This window comes from Stappia sp. ICDLI1TA098 (assembly GCF_054880955.1).
In genome coordinates, this window is the sequence record NZ_JBTZBT010000004.1 from 169804 (window position 1) to 196473 (window position 26670).

27 protein-coding genes and 1 other RNA gene are annotated in these 26670 nt (G+C 66.7%); 15 read left to right on the forward strand and 13 right to left on the reverse strand.

What is annotated here, in order from left to right; all coding sequences use genetic code 11:
* Nucleotides 1–31 precede the first annotated feature (31 nt).
* On the forward strand, nucleotides 32–823 hold the full coding sequence (locus ACSLUQ_RS18345; RefSeq protein WP_417772991.1) for an SDR family NAD(P)-dependent oxidoreductase: 792 nt from the start codon (nucleotides 32–34) through the stop codon (nucleotides 821–823).
* A gap of 101 nt (nucleotides 824–924) precedes the next feature.
* Here ACSLUQ_RS18345 and ACSLUQ_RS18350 read toward each other — a convergent pair whose 3' ends face one another.
* The gene (locus ACSLUQ_RS18350) at nucleotides 925–2751 is read right to left on the reverse strand and encodes an ABC transporter transmembrane domain-containing protein (protein WP_461809336.1); all 1827 of its coding nucleotides are present in this window, start codon (nucleotides 2749–2751) and stop codon (nucleotides 925–927) included.
* A 444-nt stretch (nucleotides 2752–3195) separates the two neighbouring features.
* Here ACSLUQ_RS18350 and rpmE point away from each other — a divergent pair, with 444 nt between their 5' ends.
* The gene (gene rpmE / locus ACSLUQ_RS18355) at nucleotides 3196–3420 is read left to right on the forward strand and encodes a 50S ribosomal protein L31 (RefSeq protein ID WP_417772993.1); all 225 of its coding nucleotides are present in this window, start codon (nucleotides 3196–3198) and stop codon (nucleotides 3418–3420) included.
* A 233-nt stretch (nucleotides 3421–3653) separates the two neighbouring features.
* Here the strand turns inward: rpmE and rcdA are convergent, their stop codons facing one another.
* Complete coding sequence (gene rcdA, locus ACSLUQ_RS18360; protein WP_417772994.1) at nucleotides 3654–4187, reverse strand: protease adaptor protein RcdA; 534 nt, start codon at nucleotides 4185–4187, stop codon at nucleotides 3654–3656.
* 432 nt (nucleotides 4188–4619) lie between these two features.
* Complete coding sequence (locus ACSLUQ_RS18365; RefSeq protein ID WP_461809337.1) at nucleotides 4620–4811, reverse strand: DUF1192 family protein; 192 nt, start codon at nucleotides 4809–4811, stop codon at nucleotides 4620–4622.
* 161 nt (nucleotides 4812–4972) lie between these two features.
* On the opposite strand from ACSLUQ_RS18365, the gene ACSLUQ_RS18370 reads away from it, so the two are divergent.
* Complete coding sequence (locus ACSLUQ_RS18370) at nucleotides 4973–5986, forward strand: NAD(P)H-quinone oxidoreductase (RefSeq protein ID WP_461809338.1); 1014 nt, start codon at nucleotides 4973–4975, stop codon at nucleotides 5984–5986.
* A gap of 138 nt (nucleotides 5987–6124) precedes the next feature.
* Nucleotides 6125–6856 carry a DUF1013 domain-containing protein gene (locus ACSLUQ_RS18375; protein ID WP_417772997.1) on the forward strand — a complete coding sequence of 244 codons (732 nt, stop codon included), beginning with the start codon at nucleotides 6125–6127 and terminating at the stop codon, nucleotides 6854–6856.
* Between the two features lie 96 nt (nucleotides 6857–6952).
* Here the strand turns inward: ACSLUQ_RS18375 and ACSLUQ_RS18380 are convergent, their stop codons facing one another.
* The 10 genes from ACSLUQ_RS18380 to tkt form a co-directional block, all read right to left on the reverse strand.
* Entirely contained in the window at nucleotides 6953–7984 is a 1032-nt protein-coding gene (locus tag ACSLUQ_RS18380) for a peptidoglycan -binding protein (RefSeq protein ID WP_417772998.1), read from the reverse strand.
* A gap of 27 nt (nucleotides 7985–8011) precedes the next feature.
* Nucleotides 8012–9025 carry a flagellar motor protein MotA gene (locus ACSLUQ_RS18385; protein WP_461809339.1) on the reverse strand — a complete coding sequence of 338 codons (1014 nt, stop codon included), beginning with the start codon at nucleotides 9023–9025 and terminating at the stop codon, nucleotides 8012–8014.
* Between the two features lie 90 nt (nucleotides 9026–9115).
* Nucleotides 9116–9910: an inositol monophosphatase family protein gene (locus tag ACSLUQ_RS18390; RefSeq protein ID WP_417773000.1), complete on the reverse strand. Its 795-nt coding sequence runs from the start codon at nucleotides 9908–9910 to the stop codon at nucleotides 9116–9118.
* 115 nt (nucleotides 9911–10025) lie between these two features.
* Nucleotides 10026–10589 carry an elongation factor P gene (gene efp / locus ACSLUQ_RS18395; RefSeq protein ID WP_417773001.1) on the reverse strand — a complete coding sequence of 188 codons (564 nt, stop codon included), beginning with the start codon at nucleotides 10587–10589 and terminating at the stop codon, nucleotides 10026–10028.
* Nucleotides 10590–10824: 235 nt separating this feature from the next.
* Entirely contained in the window at nucleotides 10825–12141 is a 1317-nt protein-coding gene (locus ACSLUQ_RS18400) for a tetratricopeptide repeat protein (protein ID WP_461809340.1), read from the reverse strand.
* Nucleotides 12141–12845: a thiamine phosphate synthase gene (locus ACSLUQ_RS18405; RefSeq protein ID WP_417773003.1), complete on the reverse strand. Its 705-nt coding sequence runs from the start codon at nucleotides 12843–12845 to the stop codon at nucleotides 12141–12143. The genes ACSLUQ_RS18400 and ACSLUQ_RS18405 overlap by 1 nt, the downstream gene beginning before the upstream one ends.
* A 153-nt stretch (nucleotides 12846–12998) precedes the next feature.
* Nucleotides 12999–14030 carry a class I fructose-bisphosphate aldolase gene (locus ACSLUQ_RS18410; RefSeq protein ID WP_417773004.1) on the reverse strand — a complete coding sequence of 344 codons (1032 nt, stop codon included), beginning with the start codon at nucleotides 14028–14030 and terminating at the stop codon, nucleotides 12999–13001.
* Between the two features lie 107 nt (nucleotides 14031–14137).
* Entirely contained in the window at nucleotides 14138–15334 is a 1197-nt protein-coding gene (locus ACSLUQ_RS18415; protein ID WP_417773128.1) for a phosphoglycerate kinase, read from the reverse strand.
* Between the two features lie 167 nt (nucleotides 15335–15501).
* A complete protein-coding gene (gene gap, locus ACSLUQ_RS18420; RefSeq protein ID WP_417773005.1) occupies nucleotides 15502–16509 on the reverse strand; it encodes a type I glyceraldehyde-3-phosphate dehydrogenase in 1008 nt (335 codons plus the stop codon).
* A gap of 169 nt (nucleotides 16510–16678) precedes the next feature.
* The gene (gene tkt / locus ACSLUQ_RS18425; protein WP_417773006.1) at nucleotides 16679–18667 is read right to left on the reverse strand and encodes a transketolase; all 1989 of its coding nucleotides are present in this window, start codon (nucleotides 18665–18667) and stop codon (nucleotides 16679–16681) included.
* 404 nt (nucleotides 18668–19071) lie between these two features.
* Between tkt and ACSLUQ_RS18430 the strand changes: the two genes are divergently transcribed.
* The 11 genes from ACSLUQ_RS18430 to tolQ all read left to right on the forward strand — a co-directional run bounded on the left by ACSLUQ_RS18430 (nucleotide 19072) and on the right by tolQ (nucleotide 26669).
* On the forward strand, nucleotides 19072–19374 hold the full coding sequence (locus ACSLUQ_RS18430) for a DUF4164 domain-containing protein (RefSeq protein ID WP_417773129.1): 303 nt from the start codon (nucleotides 19072–19074) through the stop codon (nucleotides 19372–19374).
* Nucleotides 19375–19396: 22 nt separating this feature from the next.
* Nucleotides 19397–19774, forward strand: coding sequence for a cell division protein ZapA (locus ACSLUQ_RS18435; RefSeq protein ID WP_417773007.1), 378 nt, complete (start codon nucleotides 19397–19399; stop codon nucleotides 19772–19774).
* 101 nt (nucleotides 19775–19875) lie between these two features.
* A non-coding RNA gene (gene ssrS, locus ACSLUQ_RS18440) (6S RNA) lies at nucleotides 19876–20031 on the forward strand.
* 307 nt (nucleotides 20032–20338) lie between these two features.
* A complete protein-coding gene (locus ACSLUQ_RS18445) occupies nucleotides 20339–20983 on the forward strand; it encodes a 5-formyltetrahydrofolate cyclo-ligase (protein WP_461809341.1) in 645 nt (214 codons plus the stop codon).
* 2 nt (nucleotides 20984–20985) lie between these two features.
* Complete coding sequence (locus ACSLUQ_RS18450) at nucleotides 20986–21813, forward strand: TIGR00282 family metallophosphoesterase (RefSeq protein ID WP_461809342.1); 828 nt, start codon at nucleotides 20986–20988, stop codon at nucleotides 21811–21813.
* A gap of 319 nt (nucleotides 21814–22132) precedes the next feature.
* Nucleotides 22133–22882, forward strand: coding sequence for a YebC/PmpR family DNA-binding transcriptional regulator (locus ACSLUQ_RS18455; protein ID WP_417773010.1), 750 nt, complete (start codon nucleotides 22133–22135; stop codon nucleotides 22880–22882).
* 216 nt (nucleotides 22883–23098) lie between these two features.
* Complete coding sequence (gene ruvC / locus ACSLUQ_RS18460; protein ID WP_461809343.1) at nucleotides 23099–23617, forward strand: crossover junction endodeoxyribonuclease RuvC; 519 nt, start codon at nucleotides 23099–23101, stop codon at nucleotides 23615–23617.
* Complete coding sequence (gene ruvA, locus ACSLUQ_RS18465; RefSeq protein ID WP_461809344.1) at nucleotides 23614–24228, forward strand: Holliday junction branch migration protein RuvA; 615 nt, start codon at nucleotides 23614–23616, stop codon at nucleotides 24226–24228. Before ruvC ends, ruvA begins: the two co-directional genes overlap by 4 nt.
* On the forward strand, nucleotides 24225–25277 hold the full coding sequence (gene ruvB, locus ACSLUQ_RS18470; protein ID WP_417773013.1) for a Holliday junction branch migration DNA helicase RuvB: 1053 nt from the start codon (nucleotides 24225–24227) through the stop codon (nucleotides 25275–25277). The genes ruvA and ruvB overlap by 4 nt, the downstream gene beginning before the upstream one ends.
* Entirely contained in the window at nucleotides 25261–25728 is a 468-nt protein-coding gene (gene ybgC / locus ACSLUQ_RS18475; RefSeq protein ID WP_461809345.1) for a tol-pal system-associated acyl-CoA thioesterase, read from the forward strand. The genes ruvB and ybgC overlap by 17 nt, the downstream gene beginning before the upstream one ends.
* Nucleotides 25729–25955: 227 nt before the next feature.
* Nucleotides 25956–26669 (forward strand): protein TolQ, encoded by a 714-nt coding sequence (gene tolQ / locus ACSLUQ_RS18480; protein ID WP_417773015.1) that lies wholly within the window; start codon nucleotides 25956–25958, stop codon nucleotides 26667–26669.
* Nucleotide 26670: the final 1 nt, after the last annotated feature.

Consider the following 26670-nt stretch of genomic DNA (forward strand, 5'->3'; position numbering starts at 1 on the left):
ATCCCTTTGTTAAAGACGCATGAGGATCCCAGTGTCCCTGGAAAACAAGGTAGCCATCGTGACCGGCGCTGCCGGCGGTATCGGGCTTGCCATCGCACGGCGCTTTGTCGCCGATGGCGCGAAGGTCGTCATCGCGGATGTCGACGATCAGCGCGGCGAGGAGGCCCTGGCCGAGCTGAAGGCGCAAGGTGAGGCGCATTACGTCCACTGCAACGTCGCCGAGAAGCTCGATGTGCGCAATCTGGTCGCCGCGACGCTCGACACGTTCGGGGATATCGACATCCTCGTGAACAATGCCGGCATCGTCGCCGGTGGCGAACTGCTGGAGTTGGACGAGGCCGATTTCGACCGGGTGCTCGGCGTCAACCTCAAGGGCGCGTTCCTGTGCACCCAGGCTGTCGGCCGCCATATGGTCGATAGGGTGAAGGCAGGCGGCAAGCCCGGCTCGATCATCAACATGTCGTCGGTGAACGCGGTCTTCGCCATCGCCAACCAGGTGCCCTATTCGGTCTCCAAGGGCGGGCTGAACCAGCTCACCAAGGTTTCCGCTCTGTCGCTTGCGCCTCACGGCATTCGGGTCAACGCCATCGGGCCGGGCTCGATCATGACCGAGATGCTCGCTTCGGTGAACTCGGACAAGGCCGCGCGCCACCGGGTGCTGTCGCGCACGCCACTCGGCCGGGTGGGCAACCCTTCCGAGATCGCCGGCGTCGCCGCCTTCCTTGCCTCGGATGATGCGAGCTATGTCACCGGCCAGACGATCTATGCCGATGGCGGCCGGCTGCCGCTCAACTACACGGTTCCGGTCGCCGACGACGACTGAGCCTGGCGAACTGTTTGTTGTTTTGAGCAGAACAAAGGCCGGGCAATCGCCCGGCCTTTTTGCATTTCCGATGAGCCATCGCGCGGGGCGAGGGTGTGGTGCTATTCGGCCGCTGCGTCGTCGCGAGCCCGGTCGAACGCTTGCGCGCCCGTCTCGAACTGGAGCTTGGCGAGTTTGGCGTAGAGGCCGCCGGCGGCGACGAGCTCCGCATGGCGCCCGGTCTCGACGATGCGCCCTGCGTCCATCACCACGATGCGGTCCGACTTGAGCACCGTGGCAAGGCGGTGGGCGATGACCAGCGTCGTGCGGCCGCGCATCAGGCGCTCCAGGGCTTCCTGCACCAGCGTCTCGTTCTCCGCGTCAAGGGCGCTAGTCGCCTCGTCGAGGAGCAGCACCGGCGCATCCTTGAGGATGGCGCGGGCAATGGCGATGCGCTGGCGCTGGCCGCCGGAAAGCGTCACGCCGCGTTCACCGACGAGCGTGTCGTAGCCGTGTTCCATCGCCTGGATGAAACCGTCGGCAGAGGCAAGCCGCGCAGCCGCCTCGATGTCCTGGCGGTCGGCGCCCGGTCGGCCGAAAGCGATGTTGTCGGCAATCGTCGTGCCGAAGATCGTCGTGTCCTGCGGCACCAGCGCGATCTGCCGGCGCAGGGCAAGCGGATCCAGCGCCTTTAGGTCGAGGCCGTCGAGGCGAATGCTGCCGTCGGTCGGATCGTAAAAGCGCATCAGCAGGTGGAAGAGGGTCGATTTGCCTGCGCCCGATGGACCGACGACGGCGACCGTCTCCCCGGGGGCGACGGTAAGGTCGATGCCGTTGAGCACCGGCAGGGAAGCACCGCGTCCATAGTCGAAGCGTACACCCTCGAAGGCGATTTCGCCGCGGGCGCGCTCGGGAAGTTCCGCCGGCTTTGGCGGGGCGGAAATCTCGGGGCGGATCCGCAGCAGCTCCGACAGGCGTTCGGCCGCGCCGGCCGCCAGCGAAATTTCGCCCCACACCTGGCTGAGCTCGCCGAGCGCGCCGGCGGCGAAGATCGAGTAGAGCAGGAACTGGCCAAGCTCTCCGGCCGAGATGCGTCCGGCGAAGACGTCGCTCGCGCCGACCCACAGCACGGTGACGACGCTGGAGGCGATGACGAAGATGGCGAAGGCCGTCAGGATGGCGCGTGACAGGATGGCGCTGCGCGCCGCTCCGAAGGCCTCCTCGACGGAGCCGGCGAAACGCTCGCCCGCGTGGCGCTCGTTGGTGAAGGCCTGCACCGTGCGCACCGCACCGATGGTCTCCGTGGCATAGGCGGAGGCGTCGGCGAGCGTGTCCTGGGCATGGCGCGAGCGGCGGCGCACCGAGCGACCGAAGGCGATCAGCGGCAGCACGATCACCGGGATCGCGGCGAGCACGAAGAGAGACAGGCGCGGACTGGAAATCACCATCATCGCCACGGCGCCGAGGAACATCACCAGATTGCGCATGGCAATGGAGGCGCTGGCGCCGACGGCGGATTTTACCTGGGTCGCGTCTGCGGTCAGTCGGGAGATGATTTCGCCGGACTTGGCGCTGTCGAAATATCCGGGCGAGAGAAAGACCACATGCGAGAAGACGTCCGAGCGGACGTCCGCGACGATGCGCTCGCCAAGCGTGGTGACCAGATAATAGCGCAGCGCCGAGAACGAGGCGAGCGTCGCGGCAACGGCGATGAGCACCGTGAAGTAGTTGTTGACCAGCGAGGGATCGTCAGCGCCGAAGCCGAAGTCGATCATCCTGCGGATCGCGATCGGCAGCACCAGCGTCGTGGCGGAGGCGCCGACCAGTGCGAACAGCGCGAGCGCGACGCGCCCCTTGTACTTGCGCAGATAGGGCAGAAAGGTCGCCAGCGGGCGCAGGTCCCGCCTTCCGGGGCGGTCGGGCGAGGAGGGGGAGCCGTATCGGGACACGCGGGTGGTTCTCTTCCTTGTCTGGTCGCTTCACCGGGCGAAGCGCCACGGTTTGCAAATGCAGTGTGGTCGGGCGACCATATCGGCTGGACAGCCCAAGGCCAACCGGGGCATGAAGGACAAATCGGCGCAAGGCCGCCGGGGGAGAAACCGATGCGTGTCCTGCGGGGTGCAGGACGCGCATTCCGCCCGGCAAGCTGTCGCAGGATGCGCGGCGGCCCTTGTCTTGGCGCGGCGGATGGGCTATAGGCTCGCGCGCAAGGTTTCGGATCGTGTGCCCGCTGCGGCACGCGGTCTTCCATCGTTTGCGCCACCGCCATCCGGGATGCGCACTTTCGCTATTGCGAGGGTCCGGAGCATGACGGCACCGCAGACGGCAGTCAGCAACACGAAAGCGCCGCGCCTCCCCAGGCCGGTGTCCGCCGTAGCCACGGGGACGACAAGATGAAGAATGACATTCATCCCGACTACCACACCATCAAGGTGGTCATGACCGACGGCAGCGAGTTCGTCACCCGCTCCACCTACGGTGCAGAGGGCGAGTCGCTTCAGCTCGACATCGATCCGCGCACCCATCCGGCCTGGACCGGCGGTGACCGTCAGCTCATGGACCGCGGCGGCCGCGTCTCGCGCTTCAAGAGCAAGTACGCGGGCTTCCTCGGCAACTGAGCCGGCGGCAGCCAGCCCGCACGCCGCGGGCACAGCATGGAACACGAAAACCCCCGGTCATCGGCCGGGGGTTTTCTTTTGCGCCTGCCTGTGCGGCCGGGACGGTAGCCGAACGCGAGGCGGTAACGAAAAATGCCGCCCGTTGGAGAACGGACGGCATCGCATCGAATTGGGCTTTGTGGTCGAGCCAGGCGTCTGCCTCGTCCCGGTCGCCGGGGCGGGGCTGCCGGATGCTAGTGGCCGACAGTGCCGAAGGCGGCGTTGAGGGCGTGAAGCTGGGCTGCGACAGGATTGCGCGAGGCCGCGGCCGCTTCCTTGCGGCGGCTGTCCTGGATCATCCTGTCGAGATGGACGATGCGCTCCTGCAGGCGCACGGAGCGCTCGATCAGCGACTTCAGCATTTCGGGAAGCTCTTCCCATCCGCTGCCGTCGCGGCTCGGCGACACGCCGTCCAGCCGCACCTTGTTCTTCTCGCTGCCGGCCTGTTCGGTCGACATCTCGCCCTCGTTGACAGCGCGCTGCAGCAGAAGCCAGGAGGCCATCTGCATGAGTCGGGTGGTCAGCCGCATGGATTCGGTCGCATAGGCAAGCGACGCCGCGCGCGGCAGGGACTTGGATTCCGCACGGCCGTCGCCATCCAGATAAGAGGCCGTTTCCTCGACGAGGCCCATGCCGTCGCGAAAGAGCGCGGAGAAAGTCTCCGAATTTGCCAATCGCTCGGCGAAATCGATGGTTCCGCCTGCCTGCGATGCGTGCCGGTCCGTCATGTGCCTGCGTCTCCTGTTAACACCTTCCCATCCGCGCCGGTTCTCTTTGTCCCGTTCGTCGCGCCCCTTTCGGGACGTCTCGAAACGGGTCGGCAGTCTGTTTGTGCCGTTTTGAACCGATTGCGCGGGTCTTGCACCACTATCGCAAGCATCGTGCCAGGGCCGGACGGAAGGAGCCTGGGCACGTCCCCAAGGGATACACTGTCGGGCGACGCAAAAAAAGAGCCGCGGAGGCCGCGGCTCGAAGTCATTAACAGGGAGGCGTCAAACAGAGTGGACAGGAGCCACTCGAAATCCAGATGACTGGATATCCACTGTTATGAATTGGAAAGCTTAATAAATAGTAAATGGTTAAAAGTGTATATATTGCAGTAACTTTTACGTAGGGGTAGATACGGGGCTCGAAGCCTGTCTGAAGAGTTCGCCTTCCGTCTATTTCCGGAACAGGGCGTCTGCGGCCGCACGCACGCCGCCGCGCGCGTCGAGTTCGCGTTCGACGCGCGCGATCTCCTGCCCGAGCGCTTCGATCCGCGCCTCGAGTTCCGATACGGACAGGCGCGCCAGGTCCTCGCCCAGCCTCGCGACACTGGCCGCTGCCTTCATCGCCTCGTTGTCCTCGAACATCTGTTCCTCCCGCTCCCGGACATCAGGGGAGGGGCAAGGATGCAGGCCTTCGATGGCAGACGTCAATTGTCAGGCCGTGCGGACTTGCGTAAACCGGGGGCATGCGAACAGGCGGCCGCCCGCCGGAGCGGGGGCCGTGAAACGATTCCGGAGGACTGTTCATGGCTTCTCACCCCTCGATGATGACCGCGATCGGCTACAAGTCGCCCGGCGGACCGGATGTTCTCGCCGCCGAGACGCGGCCGGTGCCCGCCCCTGGCGAAGGCGAGGTCCTGATCCGGATTGCCTGTGCCGGCGTCAATCGACCCGACGTGATCCAGCGCAAGGGGCTCTATCCGCCCCCTCCCGGGGTCACCGATATTCCGGGCCTTGAGGTCGCTGGCGAGATCGTCGGGCGCGGCCCCGGTCTCGGCGAGGCGGCGCATCTTGCGCTCGGCGCGAAGGTCTGCGCGCTGGTGCCGGGCGGCGGTTATGCGGAATATGTGTGCGCACCGGCCGGCAGCGTTCTGCCGGTTCCCGACGGATTGTCGATGGAACAGGCCGCCGCACTCCCGGAAACCTTCTTCACCGTGTGGAGCAACGTGTTCGACCGGGTCGGCCTGAAGGCTGGCGAGCGCTTCCTTGTCCACGGTGGCACGTCGGGTATCGGCACGACGGCGATCCAACTCGCCAAGGCCTTCGGCGCGGAGGTCTTCACCACGGTCGGCTCGCCGGAGAAGGCGGAGGCCGCGCGCAACCTCGGTGCCGATCATGTGATCAACTACAACGCGCAGGATTTCGTCGAGGAGATCCAGACGATCACCTCGAAGGAGGGTGTTCACGTGATCCTCGACATGGTCGGTGGCGATTATGTCGAGCGCAACTGGGCGGTGGCCGCCGTCGAGGGGCGGATCTGCCAGATCGCGACGCTCAACGGCACTTCGCAGGAGGTGAACTTCTCCAAACTGATGGTCAAGCGGCTGATCCACACGGGCTCGACGCTGCGCGCGCGCGATGCAGCGTTCAAGGCGGCGATCGCCAGCCAGTTGAGGGAGAAGGTCTGGCCGCTGATCGCTTCGGGCAAGCTTGGCCCGGTGATGGATTCGACCTTCGACCTGGCCGATGCGGCGGGCGCGCACCGACGTATGGAAAGCTCCGGCCACATCGGAAAGATCGTGCTCAGGGTGCCTTCCTGAGCGTGATCCGTGTTTGATTTCGGGAAGCGGAAAGCGTATAAGCCTGAAGTTCCCCTCTTATGCTAGAGAAGAGTTTTAGTCTTTGCCGTGTCCTGCGCTTGTCGGGACCCCGGTGGAGCGAACAGGAGGCTTTTACACATGGCGACCACACCCTTGATGCCCAAGGCGACGGCCGTGTGGCTCGTGGATAACACGTCCCTCAGTTTCGTCCAGATTGCCGATTTCTGCAAACTGCACCCCCTCGAGGTCAAGGCGATTGCCGATGGCGAGGCGGCGCAGGGCATCAAGGGCCTCGATCCGGTGATGTCCGGCCAGCTCAGCCGCGACGAGATCGAGAAGGCGCAGGCCGATACGGGGCATCGCCTGAAGCTGCAGGAAAGCCGCACCCGCGTTCCCGAGGTCAAGCGCAAGGGACCGCGCTATACGCCGGTGTCACGCCGCCAGGATCGCCCGAACGCCATTCTCTGGCTGGTGCGCAACCATCCGGAGATCAAGGACGCCCAGATCATGCGTCTCGTCGGCACCACCAAGCCGACGATCCTCGCCATTCGCGAGCGTACGCACTGGAACTCCAACAATCTGACGCCCAGCGATCCGGTGACGCTTGGCCTGTGCAGCCAGATCGAGCTGGACATGGAAGTCGAGAAGGCGTCGAAGAACCTGCCGCCGCGCCCCGAGGGCGATCCCGGCGCCGAGACACTGCTTCCCGCCGACGAGACCACGTCCGAGGATGCGATGGCTGCCGCCTTCGCCCGTCCGGCGCCGTCCCGGCCGGAAGAGGAAGAGATCGACGCCGATGCCGTCTTCGCCAAGCTCAACTCCCTCAAGGGACGGGCAGACGAGGAGAACGAGGAAGAGGAGGAGCGCTGAACGCGCTCTTCTTCCATCCGCGAACGCAAAAAGGCCGCCCGGTGATCCGGGCGGCCTTTTTTGTCGTGCCGGGCTGTTCGCCGCCTGGCGCTTGCTTCAGCGCTCGGTGAGCTTCAGCTCGATGCGCCGGTTGCGGGCGAATGCCTCGTCGCTGTCGCCATCCTCGAGCGGCTGATACTCGCCGAAACCGGCGGCGACCAAACGTTTCGGATCAACTCCCTGGTCGATCAGGTAACGGACGACGGAGATGGCGCGGGCGGCGGACAGTTCCCAGTTGTTGCGAAAGCGCCCGGTGCCGGAAAGCGGGCGCGAATCGGTGTGTCCGTCGACCCGCAGCACCCAGTTGATTTCGGGTGGGATCTGGACGGCGAGTTCCTTGATCGCGTCGGCGAGCTTCTTCAGCTCTTCCTCTCCCTCCGGGTTGATCGTGTCGGCGCCGGAAGAGAACAGCACCTCTGACTGGAAGACGAACCGGTCGCCGACGACGCGAATGTCGGAGCGCTGGGAGAGGATCTCGCGCAGCCGGCCAAAGAAATCCGAACGGTAGCGGGAGAGTTCCTGCACGCGCTGGGCCAGGGCCACGTTCAGCCGGCGGCCGAGATCCGCAATCTTGGTCTGGCTCTCCCGGTCGCGGGTCTCGGATGCCTCGAGTGCATCCTCCAGCGCCGCGATTTGCCGGCGCAGCGCAGAGATCTGCTGGTTGAGCAGCTCCACCTGCGACAGGGCGCGCTGCGACACGCGCTTTTCCGCGTCGAGCTGACTTTCCAGCGTCGCCGCCGCGCCGCCGGCGCGGTCGGCCTCGCTTGAGGAGCTGTCGAGCAGCCCCTGAAGCCGGTCGCGCTCGGATTGCGCGGCCCCGAGATTGGCCGACATGGTTGCGATCGTGTCCTGCAGGTCGCGGCCCGAGGCGCGTTCGAGCGCAAGCAGTTCGGTCAGCTCGCTGATCTGCGCGTTGAGCCGGTTCAGTACCGTGTCGCGGCCCGAGAGTTCCTGGCTGAGGAAGAACTGGGCGATGACGAAGACCGACAGCAGGAAGATGATGACAAGCAGGAGCGAGGCCATGGCATCGACGAAGCCCGGCCAGTAGTCGGTGCGCGTCTCGCGACGTCTCATCCGCGAGCCGGCCATGTCAGCGGCCTCCGGTGGGGGGCGTCATCAGCGGCCCTCGTCGCGTATGCGCTCGAAGACGCCGGACATGCTGCGCAGGAGTTGCTCGATGCGCCGCTGCTGCTCTGCCTGTTCGTCCGCCCAGTCGCGCATCATCTGCTGCTCACTGCGCACATGCTGGACAAGACCCTGGATGCCCTCGGCGAGGTTGGCCATGGCCAGCGCCGCGTTGCGCCCGGTGCCGCCGCCTCCGCTGCCGCTTTCGGCCATGCTGTTGCGCAGGTTGTCGATGGCGATCCGAAGTTCGACGAAGCCGCTGCTGCCCGCGCCCGAACCGTCCTCCGGCTCGATGTCGGTCAGTGTCGAGAGCCAGTCCTCGAGCTCGTTGTAGAAGCGGTTCTGCGCCTGGCTCGCCTGCAGGTCGAGAAAGCCGAGGATCAGGGAGAAGGTGAGGCCGAAGAGCGAGGACGAGAAGGCGGTTCCCATGCCGGCGAGCGGTGCCTCCAACCCGGCCTTGAGGTCCTCGAAGATGACGCCGGCGTCTCCCGAGCCCACGTCGAGGCTCTGGATGGTGGCATTGACCGAGCCGACGGTTTGCAGCAGGCCCCAGAAGGTGCCGAGCAGACCGAGGAAGACGAGCAGGCCCGTCAGGTAGCGGGAGATCTCGCGCGCCTCGTCGAGGCGCATGCCGATGGAATCGAGGATCGAGCGGGTGGTGGCGGGAGACAGGATGGTGTCGCCGGCGCGGTTGCCGAGAAGTGTCGCCATCGGGGCGAGCAGCACCGGCGGACGGCGCACCTCGATCCCGGGGTCGCCAAGGCGAAAGCCATTGACCCAGTTTACCTCCGGCACCAGCCGGATGACCTGGCGAATGGCAAGCAGGATGCCGATCGCGCCGGTCGCAACGATCAGGCCGTTGAGCCCCGGGTTGCTCATGAATGCGGATGCGATCTGGCGGTAGAGGATGAGCGCGAGAAACGCGACCACCGCCAGAAAGATCGCCATGCGGATCAGATAGACCCAAGGGCTGGACAGGCTATACGGATCATAGGCGCGCGCCATGTCGGCTTGCTTCTCCCTGTTGCGACCGTACCCCTTGATAGCGTGATTTTTCCCGGGCTGGAAACCCGTAATCTCGGAAGTTCTCGCGGCTCAGGCGCCGATCTTGGAGAGAAGCGCCTGGAGCTGGTTGCGGACCTGCTCGTTGCCGGCGACGATCGAGCTGGTTCCGAACATGTCGTTGCCGCCCTCGATGTCGCTGACGAAGCCGCCGGCCTCGCGCACCAGGAGGATGCCGGCGGCCATGTCCCAGGGCTTGAGGCCGTGCTCCCAGAAGCCGTCAAAGCGGCCGGAGGCGACCCAGGCAAGGTCGAGCGCGGCAGCACCGCAGCGGCGCAGGCCGGCGACTTCGCCCATGATGTGGCGGATTTCCTTGAGCGAGCGTGCGTGATCGCCAACGCCGAGGAAGGGGATGCCCGTGCCGATGACGCAATCGGGCAGCGACTTGCGGGCCGCGACGCGCAGGCGGCGGTCGTTCATGAAGGCGCCGCGGCCGCGCTCGGCCGTGTAGAGCTCATCCATGATCGGGTTGTAGATGACACCGGCGACGATCATGCCCTCGCGCTCCAGCGCGATGGAGACATTGAAGATCGGGATGCCATGCAGGAAGTTGGTGGTGCCGTCGAGCGGGTCGACGATCCAGCGATGATCGGGATCGTTGCCGGGGATCTCGCCGGACTCTTCCATCAGGAAGCCGTACTCGGGCCGCGCCTTCTGCAGTTCCACGCGCACGATCTTCTCCGCGGCGATGTCGGCGGCGGAGACGAAGTCGCTCGGCCCCTTCCTGGACACCTGCAGGTTCTCCACCTCGCCGAAATCGCGGGCGAGGCTGCGGCCGGCCTTGAGGGCAGCCTGGACCATGACGTTGAGCAGAGCGGAGCGGGACATTGTGCTTACCTGAAAGAAGTGCGGGAGGCGGAGGGCCGGGCTGCGGCCGGAACGGGAGAGCTGGCGTGCACGGGTGACGTTGCCGTCCGCGCGTGCACGCCAGCGGAGGCTGGTGTCAGTCGGCGCGGCGGACGTATTCGACGAGTTCGGTGTCGACGATGATGCGCTCACCTGCGGTGATGAACGGCGGCACCATGACACGCACGCCATTCTCGAGGATGGCGGGCTTGTAGGACGAGGACTGGGTCTGGCCCTTGACCACGGCGTCGGCCTCGGTGATCTCCAGCGTCACATACTGCGGCAGCGAGATGCCGATCGGGCGCTCGTCATGCATTTCGAGCGTGACCATCATGCCGTCCTGCAGGAAGGCGGCGCGCTCGCCGACGAATTCGGACTGAAGCTCGATCTGCTCATAAGTCTCGGTGTTCATGAACACCAGCATGTCTTCCTGCGGATACAGGTACTGGAAGTCCTTCTGCTCGAGACGCACGCGCTCGACCTTGTCGGCGGAGCGGAAACGCTCGTTCAGCTTGCGCCCGTCGATGAGGTTCTTCATCTCGACCTGGGCGAAGGCGCCGCCCTTGCCGGGCTTGACGTGTTCGACCTTGACGACGGCCCAAAGCGTTTCCTGGTGCAGCAGGACATTGCCGGGCTTGATTTCATTGCCGTTGATTTTCATGACTTCGGACTCGTCTGTCGTGTCTTTTGAAACGCGGTGTCGTTCGAAACCCGGTTCCGGTCCGGTGACGCGACGGCGCCCGGCCCGTCCGGAATGCGCCATGCGATTCCAGGCCACTCCCGAAAAACGGGGAGGGCGACGAATTGCGGCACGATGTTCGGTGCGCGCCTGTGCACCACACTTCCGGGCGTTGATCAAGCAAAAACGCGGTTTCGGGCGGTGTTGCGCCTGACGGTCAGGGCGTGGTCGCGGCCTCGTCGACGGCGAGCTTGTCGACCGGCAGGGAGTAGGTTCGGGCGAAGGTGCGGGCCTTTTCCATTTCCTCCTGCGTGAGGCCGGAGAGCAGCGCGTCGAGCTCCAGGTCGGAGACGCCCGAGGCGCGCGCGGCCAGATGCCACCCGGCGGCGGCCTGCGCGTCCGCGGTTCGGCCGCGGCCATAGGCGTAGACGCGGGCGAGCCGGTTCATGGCGACCGGGTTGCCGGACTTGGCGGCGCGCTCGAACCAGTCCGCGGCCTCCGCCTCGTCCGGGGCGACACCGCGCCCGTTGAAGCGCAGGATGCCGTAGCGCACCTGTGCGCCGACATGGCCCTGACGGGCGGCACGCCCCATCCAGAAGGCTGCCTGCGCCTCGTTGCGGATGTCGGCGGGGCCGTCGAGATAGAACTGGGCGAGCTGGAAGCGCGCGTCCATGTCGTCGAGTTCCGCCGCCTGCTTCAGCAGAACCAGCGCCTTATCCGGATCGAACGGACGCCCCTCGCCGGTGCGGTACAGGCCGGCGAGATTGTAGATCGCCTCGGGGATGCCCTTGTCGGCTGCGATCTGGAACATGTCGCCTGCCGCCTTTTCGTCCTGCGGTACGCCGATGCCGTTGAGCAGCATCAGTCCGTAGCGCAGGGCCGCCTGCGGGTTTCCGTTCGAGGCGGCCAGCGAATACCAGCTTGCCGCCTTTTCCGCGTCGCGCGGCAGGCCGCGTCCCGTCTCGTACAGAACGCCGAGAAGGGTCTGCGCGGCGGTGTCGCCGGCCTCGGCGCGCGGCGTGGCAAGGCTGAGGGCGGTGAGATACCAGCCCCGCTGGAAAGCGCCATAGGCGAAGTCGACGCTCTCGCCCTCGGCCTGCAACGGCAAGGGTGGCGTAGTTGCGATCGGGGGCAAGAGGACCTGCTTTTCCTCGCCCCTGCCGGAGGCGCCCTTGGGTCGGCCTGGAATCAGGCTCTCCAGCGTCGGCTGCCTGATCGGCGCGCCGGTGAAGGGGGTGGAGGCCTCATCCTTTGCCGTGGCTTCTGTTGCGGTCCCGGCGGCGGGCGCGTCCTTGGTCGCGGCAGCGCCGGCCGTCGCTGCCGGCGTGGCCGCGCCTGTCGCCGCCGGTTTCGCGGCGGGCGCCGGCTCGTTGGATGCAGGGGCAGGGGCAGGAGAGGGCGCAGGCACCGGAGAGGGAGCCTGAACGGTGGCGGCCGGCGCGGCCGTCGTGTCCTCGGCGCGCACGGGCAGACCGGCGGCAAGCACCGGTGCCAGAGCGAGAGCGATCAGGAGGACGCGACGGGGGGCGCTCATCAGCCGGCTGCCTCGGGAAGGTCGTGGCGGGAAAGCACGTCGTTTGCCTGGCGCACCGCGTCGGCTGCTCCGTCCGCATGGTCCCAGACCGCCTCGCGCAGGGCGACGAAGTCGGCGCCCGTCGCCGCGCACGTCTCGACGCCGGAAAGATCGGTGCCGCACAGGGCGACGCAGGGCGTCTCGAAGACCTTCGACCACCACTCCGCGAAGTTCAGTGTCTTGGCGTGCGGATCCGGTTCCGGGGCGAGCTCGAGCAGACCGAAGAGCACATAGTCGACACCGACCTCGGCCAACGTCATCGCGTCATGGCGGGTGCGGACCTCGCCGGACCCGACGATGCCGTTGGGGCGGAACGTCTCGAGTGCCCGCTCCAGGTCCTCGCCGCCGGTGTCGATATGCACGCCGTCGGCGCGCGCCCGGCCGGCGGTGCGCGTGTCGTTGCGCAACACCACGGCGGCTCCGGCCGCCTGGGCCATCGGCACGACGCGCTCGGCCAGCTTCTGGAAGGTACCGTCGTCGAGGCCCGTGTTGACGAGCATCAGGCAAGCGACGTCGCCGCCGGTCAGCGCCTCGGCGAGCCGGTCGGGAAAGCTGTCCGGGTCGAGCGTCGTCGGCGAAATCAGATAGAGGCGCGGATGCACGATGCGGCGTCTTTCCTGTTCGAGGGTCGCCTGCCCGAAGGCGGGAGACCGTGGATATGGCATGGTCGCCGATCACGGCGAAAGCTTGACGGAAAGGGTGGCCCCGTCAACGCGAAATCGCCACGCGGCAGGATTGCCGCGTGGCGAGATGTCAGACCAAGGTCCTCGGCGCCGGACCCGAAGGTCCGGCGAAGCGGCAGTGCGGCATGGGAAGGCTCAGGCCTTCTCCAGGTCCTTGCTCCATTCGCCACGCGCGGCCAGGCCGTTCATCTTCGCGCGGTGGAGGAAGGCGGCCTGCGCGGCCGGGATGTTGGCGTCCTTGCCGCTCCAGGCCTTCAGCGCCGACTGCTGCAGCGCGCGGCCGTAGGAGAAGGTGAGCTTCCACGGCAGGGTCGCGCCGGCGTTCATCAGATGCAGATGCTCGCTCGCCTCCACGTCCGACTGGCCGCCGGAGAGGAAGGCGATGCCTGGCACGGCGGCCGGCACGGTTGCCTTCAGGCAGCGCACGGTCAGTTCGGCCACTTCCTCGGCCGAAGCCTGGAAGGCGGCGTTCTTGCCCGGCACGATCATGTTCGGCTTGAGGATCATGCCTTCGAGCAGCACGTCCATCTGGAACAGCTCGGCAAAGACCGTGTTGAGCGTCCACTCGGTGACTTCGTAGCAGGTCTCGATGTCATGCGACGCGGAGGGGCCGTCCATCAGGACTTCCGGCTCGACGATCGGCACGATGCCGGCCTCCTGGCAGAGCGCCGCATAGCGGGCCAGCGCATGAGCGTTGGTCTGGATGCAGGTGCTCGACGGCAGACCGTCTTCCTCGTTGATGTCGATGACACCGCGCCACTTGGCGAAGCGGGCGCCGAGCTCGTAGTACTCGGCAAGGCGCTCGCGCAGCCCGTCGAGACCCTCGGTCACGGTCTCGCCCGGGAAGCCGGCCAGCGGCTTGGCGCCCTTGTCGACCTTGATGCCGGGAACCGCACCGGCCTTGCGGATCATCTCCACGAAGGGCGTGCCGTCGGCTGCCTTCTGGCGCAGCGTCTCGTCGAAGAGAATGACGCCGGAGATGCAGTCGGTCATCGCTTCGGTGCTGGAGAACAGCATCTCGCGATAGGCGCGGCGGTTGTCCTCGGTGTTTTCGACGTTGATCTGGTCGAAACGCTTGCCGATCGTACCGGTGCTTTCGTCCGCTGCCAGAATGCCCTGTCCGGTGGCCACCATGGCCTGGGCGATATCCTCGAGACGCTCACTCATAAGGCTCGTCCTTCTTCCCTTGTGCATTGCCGCGCCCTTTGCGCGGGGTCTTATTATCAAGAGCGCGGCGGTTCACAAGCCGCTTGCTCTGCCTCTTTAAGACAATGTTAACCGGCAAGCGCCGTGACGCCTGGCAGTTCCTTGCCCTCGAGCCACTCGAGGAAGGCACCGCCGGCGGTTGAAACATAGGAAAAGCCCTCGGCCGCTCCCGCATGATTGAGGGCTGCGACCGTGTCGCCGCCACCGGCGACGCTGGTCAGCAGGCCGTCCTTGCTGCGTGCGGCCGCATGGCGGGCGGCGGCAACGGTCGCGGCGTCGAAGGGAGCGATCTCGAAGGCACCGAGCGGGCCGTTCCAGACCAGCGTCCTCGCCTTGTCGATGGCCGCCTTCACGGTCTCGATGGAGGCCGGGCCGACGTCGAGGATCATCGCATCGGCGGGAACCGCATCGATGGAGACGGTCTCGTTGTCGGCGTTTGCCTTGAACTCCCGGGCAACGACGGCATCGACGGGCAGCACGATCTCGCAGCCGGCGTCGCGTGCGCTCTCCATGATCTTCCTGGCGGTGTCGGCGAGGTCATGCTCGCACAACGACTTGCCGACGTCCTTGCCCTGGGCGGCGAGGAAGGTGTTGGCCATGCCACCGCCGATGACGAGCATGTCCACCTTTCTCACCAGATTGTCGAGCAGCTCGATCTTGCTGGAAACCTTGGCGCCGCCGACGACGGCCAGAACCGGGCGCACCGGGGTCGTCAGGGCGGCGGCAAGCGCCTCAAGCTCGGCCTGCATGGTGCGGCCGGCATAGGCTGGCAGCCGTCGGGCAAGCCCCTCGGTGGAGGCATGGGCGCGGTGCGCGGCGGAAAAGGCATCGTTGACATAGAGATCGCCAAGCACGGCCAGCGCGTCGGCGAAGGCCGCATCGTTCTTCTCCTCGCCGGCGTGGAAGCGGGTGTTTTCCAGCAGCGCCACGTCGCCGTCAGCGAGCCCGTCGACCACGGCCCTTGCGGTTTCACCGATGCAGTCGGTGGCGAAGGCGACCGGTCGGCCAAGCAGATCGGTCAGCGCGGCGGCGACCGGGGCAAGGCTCATCTCGGGAACGGCCATGCCCTTGGGGCGGCCGAAATGGGCGAGAAGAACGACGCGGCCACCTTTTTCGGACAACTCGCGGATCGTCGGCAGCACCCGGTCGATGCGGGTGGTGTCGGTCACGCGGTTGCCGTCCATGGGGACGTTCAGGTCGACACGCACCAGCACGCGCTTGCCGGCGAGGCCGTCGAGATCGTCGAGGGTCTTGAATCTCATCAGTCGCTCTCCGGATGCTGGATGCGTTTTGTGTCGCAGGAATTCTGGATTGTGTGCGCGAAAACCGGTTCGCGCGGGCATGGCTGCGGCCCGGCGGAGCGCGGTTTGCGCGTCCTGGCCTGGCCGGATGCACGGCCGGGCGGATCGTGGGATCCGCCCGGCCGCGTCGATCAGATGGTCTTGGCGAGCGCCACGGCCGTGTCCGACATGCGGTTGGAGAAGCCCCACTCGTTGTCGTACCAGGTCAGAATACGCACGAGGGTGCCGTCCATGACCTTCGTCTGGTCCATGTGGAAGACCGACGAATGCGGGTCGTGGTTGAAGTCGCTGGAGACCAGCTTTTCGTCGGTGAAGCCGAGGATGCCCTTGAGCTTGCCGTTGGCAGCCTTGCGGATGGCCTCGTTGACTTCCTCGACGGTCGTGGCGCGCTTGGCGACGAACGTCAGGTCGACGACCGAGACGTTCGGCGTGGGAACGCGGATGGAGACGCCGTCGAGCTTGCCGTTCAGCTCCGGCAGGACGAGGCCGACAGCCTTGGCCGCGCCGGTCGACGTCGGGATCATGGACAGGGCCGCCGCGCGGGCGCGGTAGAGGTCCTTGTGCATGGTGTCGAGCGTCGGCTGGTCGCCGGTGTAGGAGTGGATCGTCGTCATGAAGCCGCTCTCGATGCCGATGGCCTCGTTGAGGACAGAGGCGACCGGAGCCAGGCAGTTGGTCGTGCAGGACGCGTTGGAGACCACGAGGTCGGCGCTCGTCAGCGCGTCATGGTTGACACCGTAGACGATGGTCTTGTCGGCGTTGGTCGCCGGGGCGGAGACCAGCACGCGCTTTGAGCCATTGGCCAGATGCGTGGCGGCCTTGTCGCGGTCGGCGAAGATGCCGGTGCATTCCATGGCCACGTCGACGCCGAGCTTGCCCCACGGAAGCTCCTTGGGGTCGCGAATCGCGGTGACCTGAATCGGGCCGGTGCCGACGTCGATCGTGTCGCCGTCGACCGTCACGGTGCCCGGAAACCGGCCATGCACCGAATCATAGCGCAGCAGATGCGCGTTGGTCTCAACCGGGCCGAGATCGTTGATGGCGACGACCTGGATGTCGGTGCGGCCCGATTCCACGATGGCGCGCAGCACGTTGCGCCCGATGCGACCAAACCCGTTGATGGCAACCTTCACGGTCATGAGACTCTCCCCGTTGGCGGGCGGCGCTCCGCCCCCTTTTACCGTCCGCGGCCGTTGCAGCTCGCGGAACCTGCGGCCGCCGCGCATGGCGCGGCCGGCCCGAGTGCCGAACATGTCGCCACGGCGACGCGGGTCTCTTTGTCCCGTGTCGTCGTGGCGGATCCTTGCATCACTTCGCGAGGCGTTCCTTGACGGCGGCAACCGTCGCCTCGGCGGTGATGCCGAAGTGCTTGTAGAGCTGCTCGAAGGGGCCGCTCGCGCCGAAGCCGGTCATGCCGACGAAGATGCCGTCGGCGCCGATGATCCAGTCCCAGCCCATGCGGATGCCGGCCTCGATGGCGACGCGCACCTGGCCCTCGCCGATGATGTCGGCGCGGTAGTCCTCCGACTGGCGGGCGAAGCGCTCCATGCAGGGCACGGAGACGACGCGGGTGGCGATGCCCTCGGCGGTCAGCGTCTCGTAGGCTTCCATGGCGATGCCGACCTCGGAGCCCGAGGCGAAGAGCGTGACCTTTGCGGTGTCGCTTGCATCGGCGACGACATAGGCGCCGCGCGCGGTGAGGTTCTCTTCCTCGAAGCTCTTGCGCACCGGCGCCAGGTTCTGACGGGTCAGCGCCAGAACGCTCGGCGTCGAAGTCGCCTCGAGGGCGAGCTGCCAGCACTCCAGCGTCTCGGTCACGTCCGCCGGGCGGAAGAAGTCGAGGTTGGGGATGGCGCGCAGGGCTGCGTAATGCTCGACCGGCTGGTGGGTCGGGCCGTCCTCGCCGAGACCGATCGAATCATGGGTCATGACGTGAACGACGCGCAGGCCCATCAGCGCCGCGAGGCGCATGGCCGGGCGGGCGTAGTCGGAGAACGCCAGGAACGTTCCGGAATAGGGGATCACGCCGCCATGCAGGGTCATGCCGTTCATCGCGGCGGCCATGCCGTGCTCGCGGATGCCCCAGTGCACATAGCGTCCGGTGAAGTCGTCCGGGGTGATCGCCTTGGTCGCGGCGGTGCGGGTGTTGTTGGAACCGGTCAGATCGGCCGAACCGCCGATCGTCTCCGGCACCGTCTCGGTGATCGTGCCGAGCACGTATTCGGAGGCCTTGCGCGACGCCATGGTCGGCTTGTCCTGGGCGATCTGCTTCTTCAGCGCCTGCAGCGCGTCGCCGAGGCCGGAGGGCAGGTCGCCGCGAAGACGGCGCTCGAACTCGCCACGCATTTCGGCATCGGCGGCCGCGAGGCGCTTTTCCCATTCCTTGCGGGCCTGGCCGGAACGCAGGCCGGCGATGCGCCAGGCGTCGAGAATGTCGCTGGGCACATCGAAGGGCTCATGCGCCCAGTTCAGCGCCTTGCGGGTGGCGGCGAGCTCCTCGGCGCCGAGCGGCGATCCGTGGACCTTTTCGCTGCCGCCCTTGTTCGGCGCGCCGAAGCCGATGGTGGTCTTGGCGGCGATCAGCGTCGGGCGGGTGTTCTCGCGCGCGCTCTTCAGCGCGGCGGCGATGGCGACCGGGTCGTGCCCGTCGACCGAGACCGTGTCCCAGCCGCTCGCCTCGAAGCGCTCGATCTGGTTGGTGCTGTCGGTGAGCGAGATCTTGCCGTCGATGGAGATGCCGTTGTCGTCCCAGATGACGATCAGGCGGTTGAGCTTCAGATGGCCGGCGAGGGAGATCGCCTCCTGGCTGATGCCCTCCATGAGGCAGCCGTCGCCGACCAGCGCGTAGGTATAGTGGCTGGTCAGCTCGGCGCCGAAGGTCTCGCGCAGGTGGCGTTCGGCCATGGCCATGCCGACGGCATTGGCGAGGCCCTGGCCGAGGGGGCCGGTCGTCGTCTCGATGCCGGCGCCGTGGCCGTATTCAGGGTGGCCGGCGGTCAGCGCGCCGATCTGGCGGAAGTTCTTGAGCTGGTCGAGGGTGAAGTCCTCGGAGCCAAGCAGGTAGTGGACCGCGTAGAGCAGCATGGACCCGTGGCCGGCCGACAGCACGAAGCGGTCGCGGTCGGGCCAGTTCGGGGTGGTCGGGTCGTAGTGCATCACCTGGGTGAAGAGCACCGTGGCGATGTCCGCTGCGCCCATCGGCAGGCCAGGATGGCCCGACTTGGCAGCCTCCACGGCATCGGCGGCGAGAAAGCGGATCGCATTCGCCATGCGATGGTGCTTGTCGAGGTCGGTCATATGATTTCCGTCTGTCCCTGTCGGCGGCCCGGGGAGGGCTGTGCAGTCCCTGGTTTCATCCCGCATCGCCCTGCACCCTTCGGGTGCCGGCGCGTTCTGCCGCGGCGTCGGCCCGGACGATCGCGTCCGGGGCCGCATGGCCACGGCTGCCGGGGTCCACAGGACCCTCCGGCGAGGCAGGCCGACAAATATCAGGAACCTTGGGCGAGTCAACAAAGCGGATGGCGCGTTGTCCCTCGGATCGTCCCGATCTCGCATCCCTGGCAAAGGAATGCTATAGGCACTTTTCCGGCGTGGGGCCGGAAGCGCGCACGGGTGGCCCGGGGAACCGGTGAAACGCCTTGCGTTCGCGGGCCGCAAGGCCAGAATTCCGGCATCGGGTGTGCGATAGGGCGATGGACGAGATGACTTCTCGCAAGGGCGAAAAGCCGGCGGCTGGCGCGGTCGACGCTGCGCTCGACCGGCTGTCGCGCGCCGTCGACCGTCTGGAAGCGGCCGTCGAACGGCGGCTCGATGCCGATACATCGGTTGTCGGGCTGCAGGAAGAGGTGCAGCGCCTCGGCGAGGATCGCTCGGCGATGGCGTCGACGCTCGACACCGCGGAGGCGCGCGTCGCGCGTCTCGAGGACGCCAACCGCGAGGTGTCGCGTCGTCTCGTATCGGCGATGGAATCGATCCGCTCCGTGCTTGAAACGCACGGCGGCTGAGCGGCGGCTGGAGAAGGCGAACATGGCCCAGATCATCGTCACCATCAACGGACGCAGCTTCCGCATGGCCTGCGACGACGGGGAGGAAGAGCGCCTGACGGCGCTGGCCCGCCGCTTCGACGAGAGCATCGACACGCTTCGCGGCAGCTTCGGCGAAATCGGCGATCTGCGGCTTACCGTCATGGCCGGGATCATGGTCACCGACGAACTGGCCGAGCGCGAGCGCCGGCTGAAGGCGCTGGAGGACGAGGTCGCGGGCCTGCGTGATGCGCGCGCCGCCGCTCTCGACCGCACCGCCCAGTCGGAGACCGATCTGGCCGATCGCATCGCGGCTGCCGCGCAGCGCATCGAGGGTATCGCCGACGGGCTGGTGAAATCCCTGCGACCATCCGAAAGCTGAGCCGTGCAAACGGCTGAAACACTGGCTTTTCGGCGCTGTGCGCGCGGGTGCTGCAAAACGGGTATTGTTTTTCCGACCGACGCAACCCTATATCGGGATTGGCGTGGCTGCGCGGTTCGTCGGGAGACATATCCCCGGGGCCTTACGCATCCCTAGGGAGCTGTACCTCCCCCGACCCGTGGGTTGGGAGAAACGGCGCCCACCTACACAGTAGGTTTCCCGGGATTGCAAACTCCAACGGCCGAGGTGGCCACGTCATTCCACCTCCCCCTTGTCCTTTCCTTCACTTCCTCTGTTCGCCGTTCCGTTTCGCGGCGGTTCCCGGCTCCTTGCGCAGGGCGTTGTTGCGCGTTCATCGCAGCGGGGACCGGCGCTTGCGGACTTCTCCTCCGGGCGTCTTCCAGCTATCGCGTTTGCGGACCTGTTCACGAGGTTTGCGACGCCGTGCCGCGAATCGCCTCGCGACGGTTTTCCTTCCCCCCATTGTCGGATATGCACGGGGAAGGAGGCTGGCCGGCGGCCGGCCGCGGCACGATGCGTACGATATCAAGGAGGCGGGAAGCCATGACCGGACTGTCGGCGAACCCTTCCAGCGCCCATCCGCGCGATGCGGTGGAAGAGCTGCGAGCGGAAAAGGCGCGGGTGCGCGCCATGGCGCTTGCCGCGCGCGCCGGGCTTGCGGCTGAAGCGCGCATCGAGGCAAGCCTTGCGCTTGTCGATCATGTCGAGGCGCTGGGCTTTGCGCCGGGGAGCGTGGTGTCCGGCTTTTGGCCGATCCGTGACGAGATCGATCCGCGTCCGCTGATGGATGCACTGCGGGCGCGCGGGCATGCGCTGTGCCTGCCGGCAATCGTCGATGGCGAGCTTGTCTTCCGAAGGCTGACCCGGGACACGCAGCTTGTGCGCGCCGGCTTCGGCACGGTCGAGCCGCCGGCGGATGCCGGCGATCTCGTGCCGGACTGCATGCTGGTGCCGCTTGCCGCCTTCGACGGGCGGGGCGGGCGGATCGGCTACGGACGGGGATATTACGACCGGGCGATCGCCCGGCTTTCGGCCGATGCGGGGCGCGCGCCCGTCACGGTCGGGCTGGCGTTCCAGGTCCAGCAGGTGGCGCGCGTGCCGGAGGAGGCGCACGACCGCCGTCTCGGGCGGGTGCTTTGTGAAACGGGTTTCGTTGCGCCTTTCGGCGGCGACGGGACAGGAGAGTGACGATGCGTTTGCTGTTTCTGGGTGATCTCGTCGGCCGCAGCGGCCGGCAGGCGGCCGTCGATGTTTTGCCCGGGCTGGTGGAGGCGAACGCGATCGACTTCGTCATCGTCAACGGCGAGAACTCCGCCGCCGGCTTCGGCATCACCGAGGCCATCCTTCAGGAGGTGCTCGATGCCGGCGCCGATGTGGTGACCACCGGCAATCACATCTGGGACCAGCGCGACACGCTGGTCTACATCGAGCGGCAGGACCGGCTGATCAGACCGGTCAATTTTCCCTCCGGCACGCCCGGACGCGGCGCCAACATCTTCACCGCGCGCAACGGTGCGCGGGTGCTGGTCGTCAACGCCATGGGCCGGGTGTTCATGGACAGTCTCGACGATCCCTTCACCGCCGTGGAGCGGGTGCTGGATTCCACGCCGCTTGGCGAGGTGGTCGACGCCATCGTCATCGACATGCATGCCGAGGCGACGAGCGAGAAGCAGGCGATGGGGCATTTCGTCGACGGGCGCGCCTCGCTTGTCGTCGGCACGCACACCCATGTGCCGACCGCCGATCACCAGATTTTGCCCGGCGGCACCGCCTACATGAGTGACGCGGGCATGTGCGGCGATTACGATTCCGTGCTTGGCATGGAGAAGGACGAGCCGATCTCGCGCTTCCTGCGCAAGATCCCCTCGGGGCGGTTCACGCCGGCCATGGGCGATGCCACGGTCTGTGGCGTGGCGGTGGAGATCGACGACAGGACGGGGCTTGCGGAGACGGTCGAGCCGCTGCGCCTCGGCGGCCGACTGGCCCAGGTGCTGCCCACCGGCTGGAAGGCCCGCTGAAAGGGGCCGAGCCATTCGGCCGCGCGATGTTTCGCGACGCCGGCGGCTGCGCTGGATTTTTGACGGCGGCGGCCTTATAACGCGCCGATCCGCGACAGGCTCGCTTCCTGCGCCCGGGTTTCCTGTCGTCCATCCCGTCGTTGCGGACGGAGAGCGGACACGGCGGGCGGACCTTGCAGGCAGGATGCGGCCGGGCGCGCGCCGGCACCCGCGATGGCTCGCGAGGCTGCATGTTGCGCAGCGTCCCGCCCTCCCGTTCGGGGGGGGCGGACAGTCCGCGGAGCGAACAGCGGATTTCAGGATCGAACCAGGAAGCGACATGGCCGGACATTCCCAGTTTAAGAACATCATGCACCGCAAGGGCCGCCAGGACGCGGTGCGCTCGAAGATCTTCTCGAAGCTGTCGAAGGAGATCACCGTCGCTGCGAAGATGGGCGGACCGGACATCAACGCCAATCCGCGCCTGCGCCTTGCCGTGCAGAACGCCAAGGCGCAGTCCATGCCCAAGGACAACATCCAGCGCGCGATCAACAAGTCGCAGGCGGGTGACGACGACAACTACGAAGAGGTTCGCTACGAGGGCTACGGTCCGGCGGGTGTCGCCGTGATCGTCGAGGCGCTGACCGACAACCGCAACCGCACCGCCTCCAACGTGCGCTCCTACTTCTCCAAGTGCGGCGGGTCGATGGGCGAATCCGGCTCGGTCGCCTTCATGTTCGACCGGGTCGGCGAGATCGTCTATCCCGCGTCGGCCGGCAGCGCCGACGACATGCTCGAGGCCGCCATCGAGGCGGGCGCGGATGACGTGCAGTCGGACGAGAACAGCCATGTGATCATCTGCGCCTTCGAGGATCTGGGCGACGTCTTCAAGGCGCTCGAGGCGACGCTCGGCGAGGCCGAGACCGTCAAGACCATCTGGAAGCCGCAGACGCTGACGCCGGTCGATGCCGACAAGGCGCAGACCATGTTCAAGCTCATCGCCATGTTCGAGGACGACGACGACGTGCAGAACGTCTTCTCCAACTTCGACGTGGATGAGGAAACGCTGGCCAAGCTGACGGCGGCGTAACAGGCTTTCCGGCGGAAAATCTCCGCCTCTTCGAGGAACAGCAAACGGCCGGGCTCGCCCGGCCGTTTCGCGTCTTGCTCGGCACCTGCAGCGGTCACGACGGCGCCTGACAGACTTGCCGGGGGCGTTGCGCGAACGCTGCCGAAACCGAGGGAAAGGCGGGCTTCGCGCTGTTCCTCTGGTCTTGGCGCGCGAAAGGCGTTACCGATTTGTTCCATGACAGCGGCGATTCGAATCCTGGGGATCGACCCCGGCCTCCGGCGTACCGGTTGGGGCCTTATCGAGGTCCAGGGCAACCGGCTCGGCTTTTGCGCGAGCGGCACTGTCGTCTCCGACAACAAGCTGCCGCTTTCCGACCGCCTGCGCCAGCTCCATGACGGGCTGCAGAAGGTGGTGGGCGAGGCCGATCCCGATGAAGCGGCGGTCGAGCTGACCTTCGTCAACAAGGACGCGGGCGCGACGCTGAAGCTTGGACAGGCCCGCGGCATTGCCCTGCTGGTTCCCGCCCTCAACGGTCTTTCCGTAGCCGAATACGCGCCGAACCTGGTCAAGAAGACCGTGGTCGGCACCGGACACGCCGACAAGGAACAGATCCGCATGATGGTCAAGGTGCTGATGCCCAAGGCAACATTCAATTCCGACGATGCCGCCGACGCGCTCGCCATTGCCATCTGTCATGCCCAGCATCGCAACCTGCCGGCGCTCGCCCGTCTTGCCGGAAAGGGCGCGGCATGATCGGCAAGCTCAAGGGGCAGGTTGACGAGATCGGCGAGGATTACGTCCTTCTCGACGTGCATGGGGTCGGCTATCTGGTCTATGCGCCTGCGCGCGTGCTTCAGGGGTTGCCCTCGCCCGGCGAGGCGGCGGTGCTTCATATCGAGACCATCGTGCGTGAGGACCTGATCCGGCTTTACGGATTTTCCTCGGCCACCGAGAAGGCATGGTTCCAGCTCCTGATGACGGTGCAGGGGGTGGGGGCGAAGGTCGCGCTCGCCGCGCTTGGCGTGCTCCGGGCCTCGGAGATCGCCAATGCCATCGCGCTCGGTGACACGGCGACCATCGCCCGCGCGCCGGGCATCGGCAAGCGGGTGGCGGAGCGCATCGTCTCCGAGCTCAAGAGCAAGGCCCCGGCCTTCGCCAGCGTCGAACCGGGCACAATCTCCGTGTCGCAGCAGGCCCAGGCGGCGGTCACCACGAATGTCGGCGATGCGGTTTCCGCCCTGGTCAACCTTGGCTACCAGCCGGCACAGGCAAGCGCCGCCGTTGCCGCGGCTGTAAAGTCGGCGGGCGATGAGGCGGAGACCGCGACGCTGATCCGTCTCGGTCTCAAGGAGCTTGCCAGATGAGCGAGCAGGACGGCGCCCGCCTCGTGACGCCGGAAAAGCGCGGCGACGAGATCGACACCACCATGCGCCCGCAAGCGCTGGAGGAGTTTGTCGGCCAGGCGCAGGCGCGCGCCAATCTCAAGATTTTCATCGGCGCCGCCAAGGCGCGCGGCGAGGCGCTCGACCATGTGCTGTTCGTCGGCCCGCCGGGGCTTGGCAAGACCACGCTGGCCCAGATCATGGCGCGCGAGCTTGGTGTCAATTTCCGCGCCACCTCGGGTCCCGTCATCGCCAAGGCGGGTGATCTTGCCGCGTTGCTCACCAATCTCGAGGAGCGCGACGTGCTCTTCATCGACGAGATCCACCGGCTCAGCCCGGCGGTGGAGGAGGTGCTCTATCCGGCGATGGAGGACTTCCAGCTCGACCTGATCATTGGCGAGGGCCCGGCGGCGCGGTCGGTGAAGATCGATCTCGCCCGCTTCACGCTCGTCGCGGCGACGACGCGGATCGGGCTGCTGACGACACCTCTGCGCGACCGGTTCGGCATTCCGGTGCGCCTGCAGTTCTACACGCCCGAGGAACTGGAGTTGATCGTCACGCGCGGGGCGCGGATCCTCGGGCTCGGCATCACCGAGGACGGCGCGCGCGAGATTGCCCGCCGCGCCCGGGGTACGCCGCGCATCGCCGGTCGCCTGCTGCGCCGGGTGCGTGATTTCGCCGTCTTCGCCGGACAGGACACGGTCGACGCGGCGATCGCCGACCGGTCGCTGACCCAGCTCGAGGTCGACAGCGCCGGGCTCGACCAGCTCGACCGGCGCTATCTCAACCAGATCGCGCTGAAGTTCGGCGGTGGGCCCGTCGGCATCGAGACCATCGCGGCAGCCCTGTCCGAGCCGCGCGATGCGATCGAGGAGATCGTCGAGCCCTATCTCATTCAGGAAGGCTATATCCAGCGCACGCCGCGCGGGCGCATTCTCACCGCCCAGGCCTTCCACCATATGGGCCTTGCCGTGCCGGAGGGATCGGGCGCGCCGCAACTGGGACTCTTTTCCGATGACCGCGAAGGGTGAGGGCGCGGGCGACTGGCCAGATCTCGCTGGCCGCCTGACGGGCGAGGGACATGTCCTGCCCGTGCGCGTCTATTATGAGGACACGGATTTCTCCGGTGTGGTCTATCACGCCGCCTATCTGAAGTTCGCCGAGCGGGGACGCTCGGATTTTCTCCGCCTTTGCGGCATCCATCACGCGGCGCTCGACGCCGGCGTGCATGGAGAGCGGCTTGCCTTCGCGGTGCGGCGCATGGAAATCGACTTCCTGGCCCCGGCCCGCATCGACGACCTGCTCGAGGTCGAGACCCGGCTGGCGGAGGCCCGCGGCGCCCGTCTCGTGCTCGATCAAAGGGTGCGGCGCGGCGGCGACACGCTCTTTCACGCAAGCGTGATCGTGGCTGTCATTTCTTCCGAGGGGCGGCCGCGCAGGCTGCCCGAGGGCCTCGCCGCCCGCCTCCGGCAGCCTGCCTGAGGCGGTCTTAACGCGGAAGTAACCTTAATCCATGCTTAATGCCGCTGGTTTTCGGCGGAAACAGTCCCAGTTTCGCCAAATTCGCTCGCCAAGCAGGCAGGTAACTCAGCGGCTGAATGACAGGCCCGAACCTGCGGGCATCCGGCAACCGGGCCCATCCTGTGACGGGCATCGGAAAAGGTTCGCGTCAAGCACGCAGTGGTATCGGGCAAGAGGTCCAGACATAGATGAATCCGGTGGAACTCGCACAATCGACCCTCGCGGCGCCGCAGGGCGATCTTTCTTTCTTCGCGCTCTTTCTTCAGGCGCATCTGGTGGTCAAGCTCGTCATGCTCGGCCTGGTTGCCGCATCCGTGTGGTGCTGGGCGATCATTGTCGACAAATGGCTGCTTTACACCCGCACGCGCCGGCAGATGACCCGGTTCGAGACGGTGTTCTGGTCCGGCCAGTCGCTGGAGGATCTCTACCGGACGCTGTCGGGCAGGGCCAACCACGGCATGTCGGCGCTGTTCATCGCGGCCATGCGGGAATGGAAGCGCAGCCATGAGTCGGCCAAGCCGGCCATCGCCAGCCTGCAACAGCGCATCGACCGGGTGATGGACGTCACCATCGCCCGCGAGGCCGAGCGCCTTGAGGCGCGACTGCTGGTGCTTGCGACGGTTGGCGCGGCGGCGCCCTTCATCGGCCTGTTCGGCACGGTCTGGGGCATCATGACGTCGTTCCAGGCGATCGCCGCCTCGAAGAACACCAATCTGGCGGTGGTCGCGCCGGGCATCGCAGAGGCGCTGCTCGCGACCGCGCTCGGACTGCTCGCGGCCATTCCCGCGGTCATTGCCTACAACAAGCTGTCGTCCGACGCGTCCAAGCTCTCCGGCCGGATGGAAGGCTTCGCCGACGAGTTCTCCGCGATCCTGTCCCGTCAGATCGACGAGAGGGGCTGAG

Excerpts from the sequence above, each read along its gene's own strand:
- rpmE (WP_417772993.1), top strand. The coding sequence starts at position 3,196 with ATGAAGAATGACATTCATCCCGACTACCACACCATCAAGGTGGTCATG.
- rcdA (WP_417772994.1), bottom strand. The coding sequence starts at position 4,187 with ATGACGGACCGGCACGCATCGCAGGCAGGCGGAACCATCGATTTCGCC.
- ACSLUQ_RS18365 (WP_461809337.1), bottom strand. The coding sequence starts at position 4,811 with ATGTTCGAGGACAACGAGGCGATGAAGGCAGCGGCCAGTGTCGCGAGG.
- ACSLUQ_RS18370 (WP_461809338.1), top strand. The coding sequence starts at position 4,973 with ATGGCTTCTCACCCCTCGATGATGACCGCGATCGGCTACAAGTCGCCC.
- ACSLUQ_RS18375 (WP_417772997.1), top strand. The coding sequence starts at position 6,125 with ATGGCGACCACACCCTTGATGCCCAAGGCGACGGCCGTGTGGCTCGTG.
- ACSLUQ_RS18380 (WP_417772998.1), bottom strand. The coding sequence starts at position 7,984 with ATGGCCGGCTCGCGGATGAGACGTCGCGAGACGCGCACCGACTACTGG.
- ACSLUQ_RS18385 (WP_461809339.1), bottom strand. The coding sequence starts at position 9,025 with ATGGCGCGCGCCTATGATCCGTATAGCCTGTCCAGCCCTTGGGTCTAT.
- ACSLUQ_RS18390 (WP_417773000.1), bottom strand. The coding sequence starts at position 9,910 with ATGTCCCGCTCCGCTCTGCTCAACGTCATGGTCCAGGCTGCCCTCAAG.
- efp (WP_417773001.1), bottom strand. The coding sequence starts at position 10,589 with ATGAAAATCAACGGCAATGAAATCAAGCCCGGCAATGTCCTGCTGCAC.
- ACSLUQ_RS18400 (WP_461809340.1), bottom strand. The coding sequence starts at position 12,141 with ATGAGCGCCCCCCGTCGCGTCCTCCTGATCGCTCTCGCTCTGGCACCG.
- ACSLUQ_RS18405 (WP_417773003.1), bottom strand. The coding sequence starts at position 12,845 with ATGCCATATCCACGGTCTCCCGCCTTCGGGCAGGCGACCCTCGAACAG.
- ACSLUQ_RS18410 (WP_417773004.1), bottom strand. The coding sequence starts at position 14,030 with ATGAGTGAGCGTCTCGAGGATATCGCCCAGGCCATGGTGGCCACCGGA.
- gap (WP_417773005.1), bottom strand. The coding sequence starts at position 16,509 with ATGACCGTGAAGGTTGCCATCAACGGGTTTGGTCGCATCGGGCGCAAC.
- tkt (WP_417773006.1), bottom strand. The coding sequence starts at position 18,667 with ATGACCGACCTCGACAAGCACCATCGCATGGCGAATGCGATCCGCTTT.
- ACSLUQ_RS18430 (WP_417773129.1), top strand. The coding sequence starts at position 19,072 with ATGACTTCTCGCAAGGGCGAAAAGCCGGCGGCTGGCGCGGTCGACGCT.
- ACSLUQ_RS18435 (WP_417773007.1), top strand. The coding sequence starts at position 19,397 with ATGGCCCAGATCATCGTCACCATCAACGGACGCAGCTTCCGCATGGCC.
- ACSLUQ_RS18445 (WP_461809341.1), top strand. The coding sequence starts at position 20,339 with ATGACCGGACTGTCGGCGAACCCTTCCAGCGCCCATCCGCGCGATGCG.
- ACSLUQ_RS18450 (WP_461809342.1), top strand. The coding sequence starts at position 20,986 with ATGCGTTTGCTGTTTCTGGGTGATCTCGTCGGCCGCAGCGGCCGGCAG.
- ACSLUQ_RS18455 (WP_417773010.1), top strand. The coding sequence starts at position 22,133 with ATGGCCGGACATTCCCAGTTTAAGAACATCATGCACCGCAAGGGCCGC.
- ruvC (WP_461809343.1), top strand. The coding sequence starts at position 23,099 with ATGACAGCGGCGATTCGAATCCTGGGGATCGACCCCGGCCTCCGGCGT.
- ruvA (WP_461809344.1), top strand. The coding sequence starts at position 23,614 with ATGATCGGCAAGCTCAAGGGGCAGGTTGACGAGATCGGCGAGGATTAC.
- ruvB (WP_417773013.1), top strand. The coding sequence starts at position 24,225 with ATGAGCGAGCAGGACGGCGCCCGCCTCGTGACGCCGGAAAAGCGCGGC.
- ybgC (WP_461809345.1), top strand. The coding sequence starts at position 25,261 with ATGACCGCGAAGGGTGAGGGCGCGGGCGACTGGCCAGATCTCGCTGGC.
- tolQ (WP_417773015.1), top strand. The coding sequence starts at position 25,956 with ATGAATCCGGTGGAACTCGCACAATCGACCCTCGCGGCGCCGCAGGGC.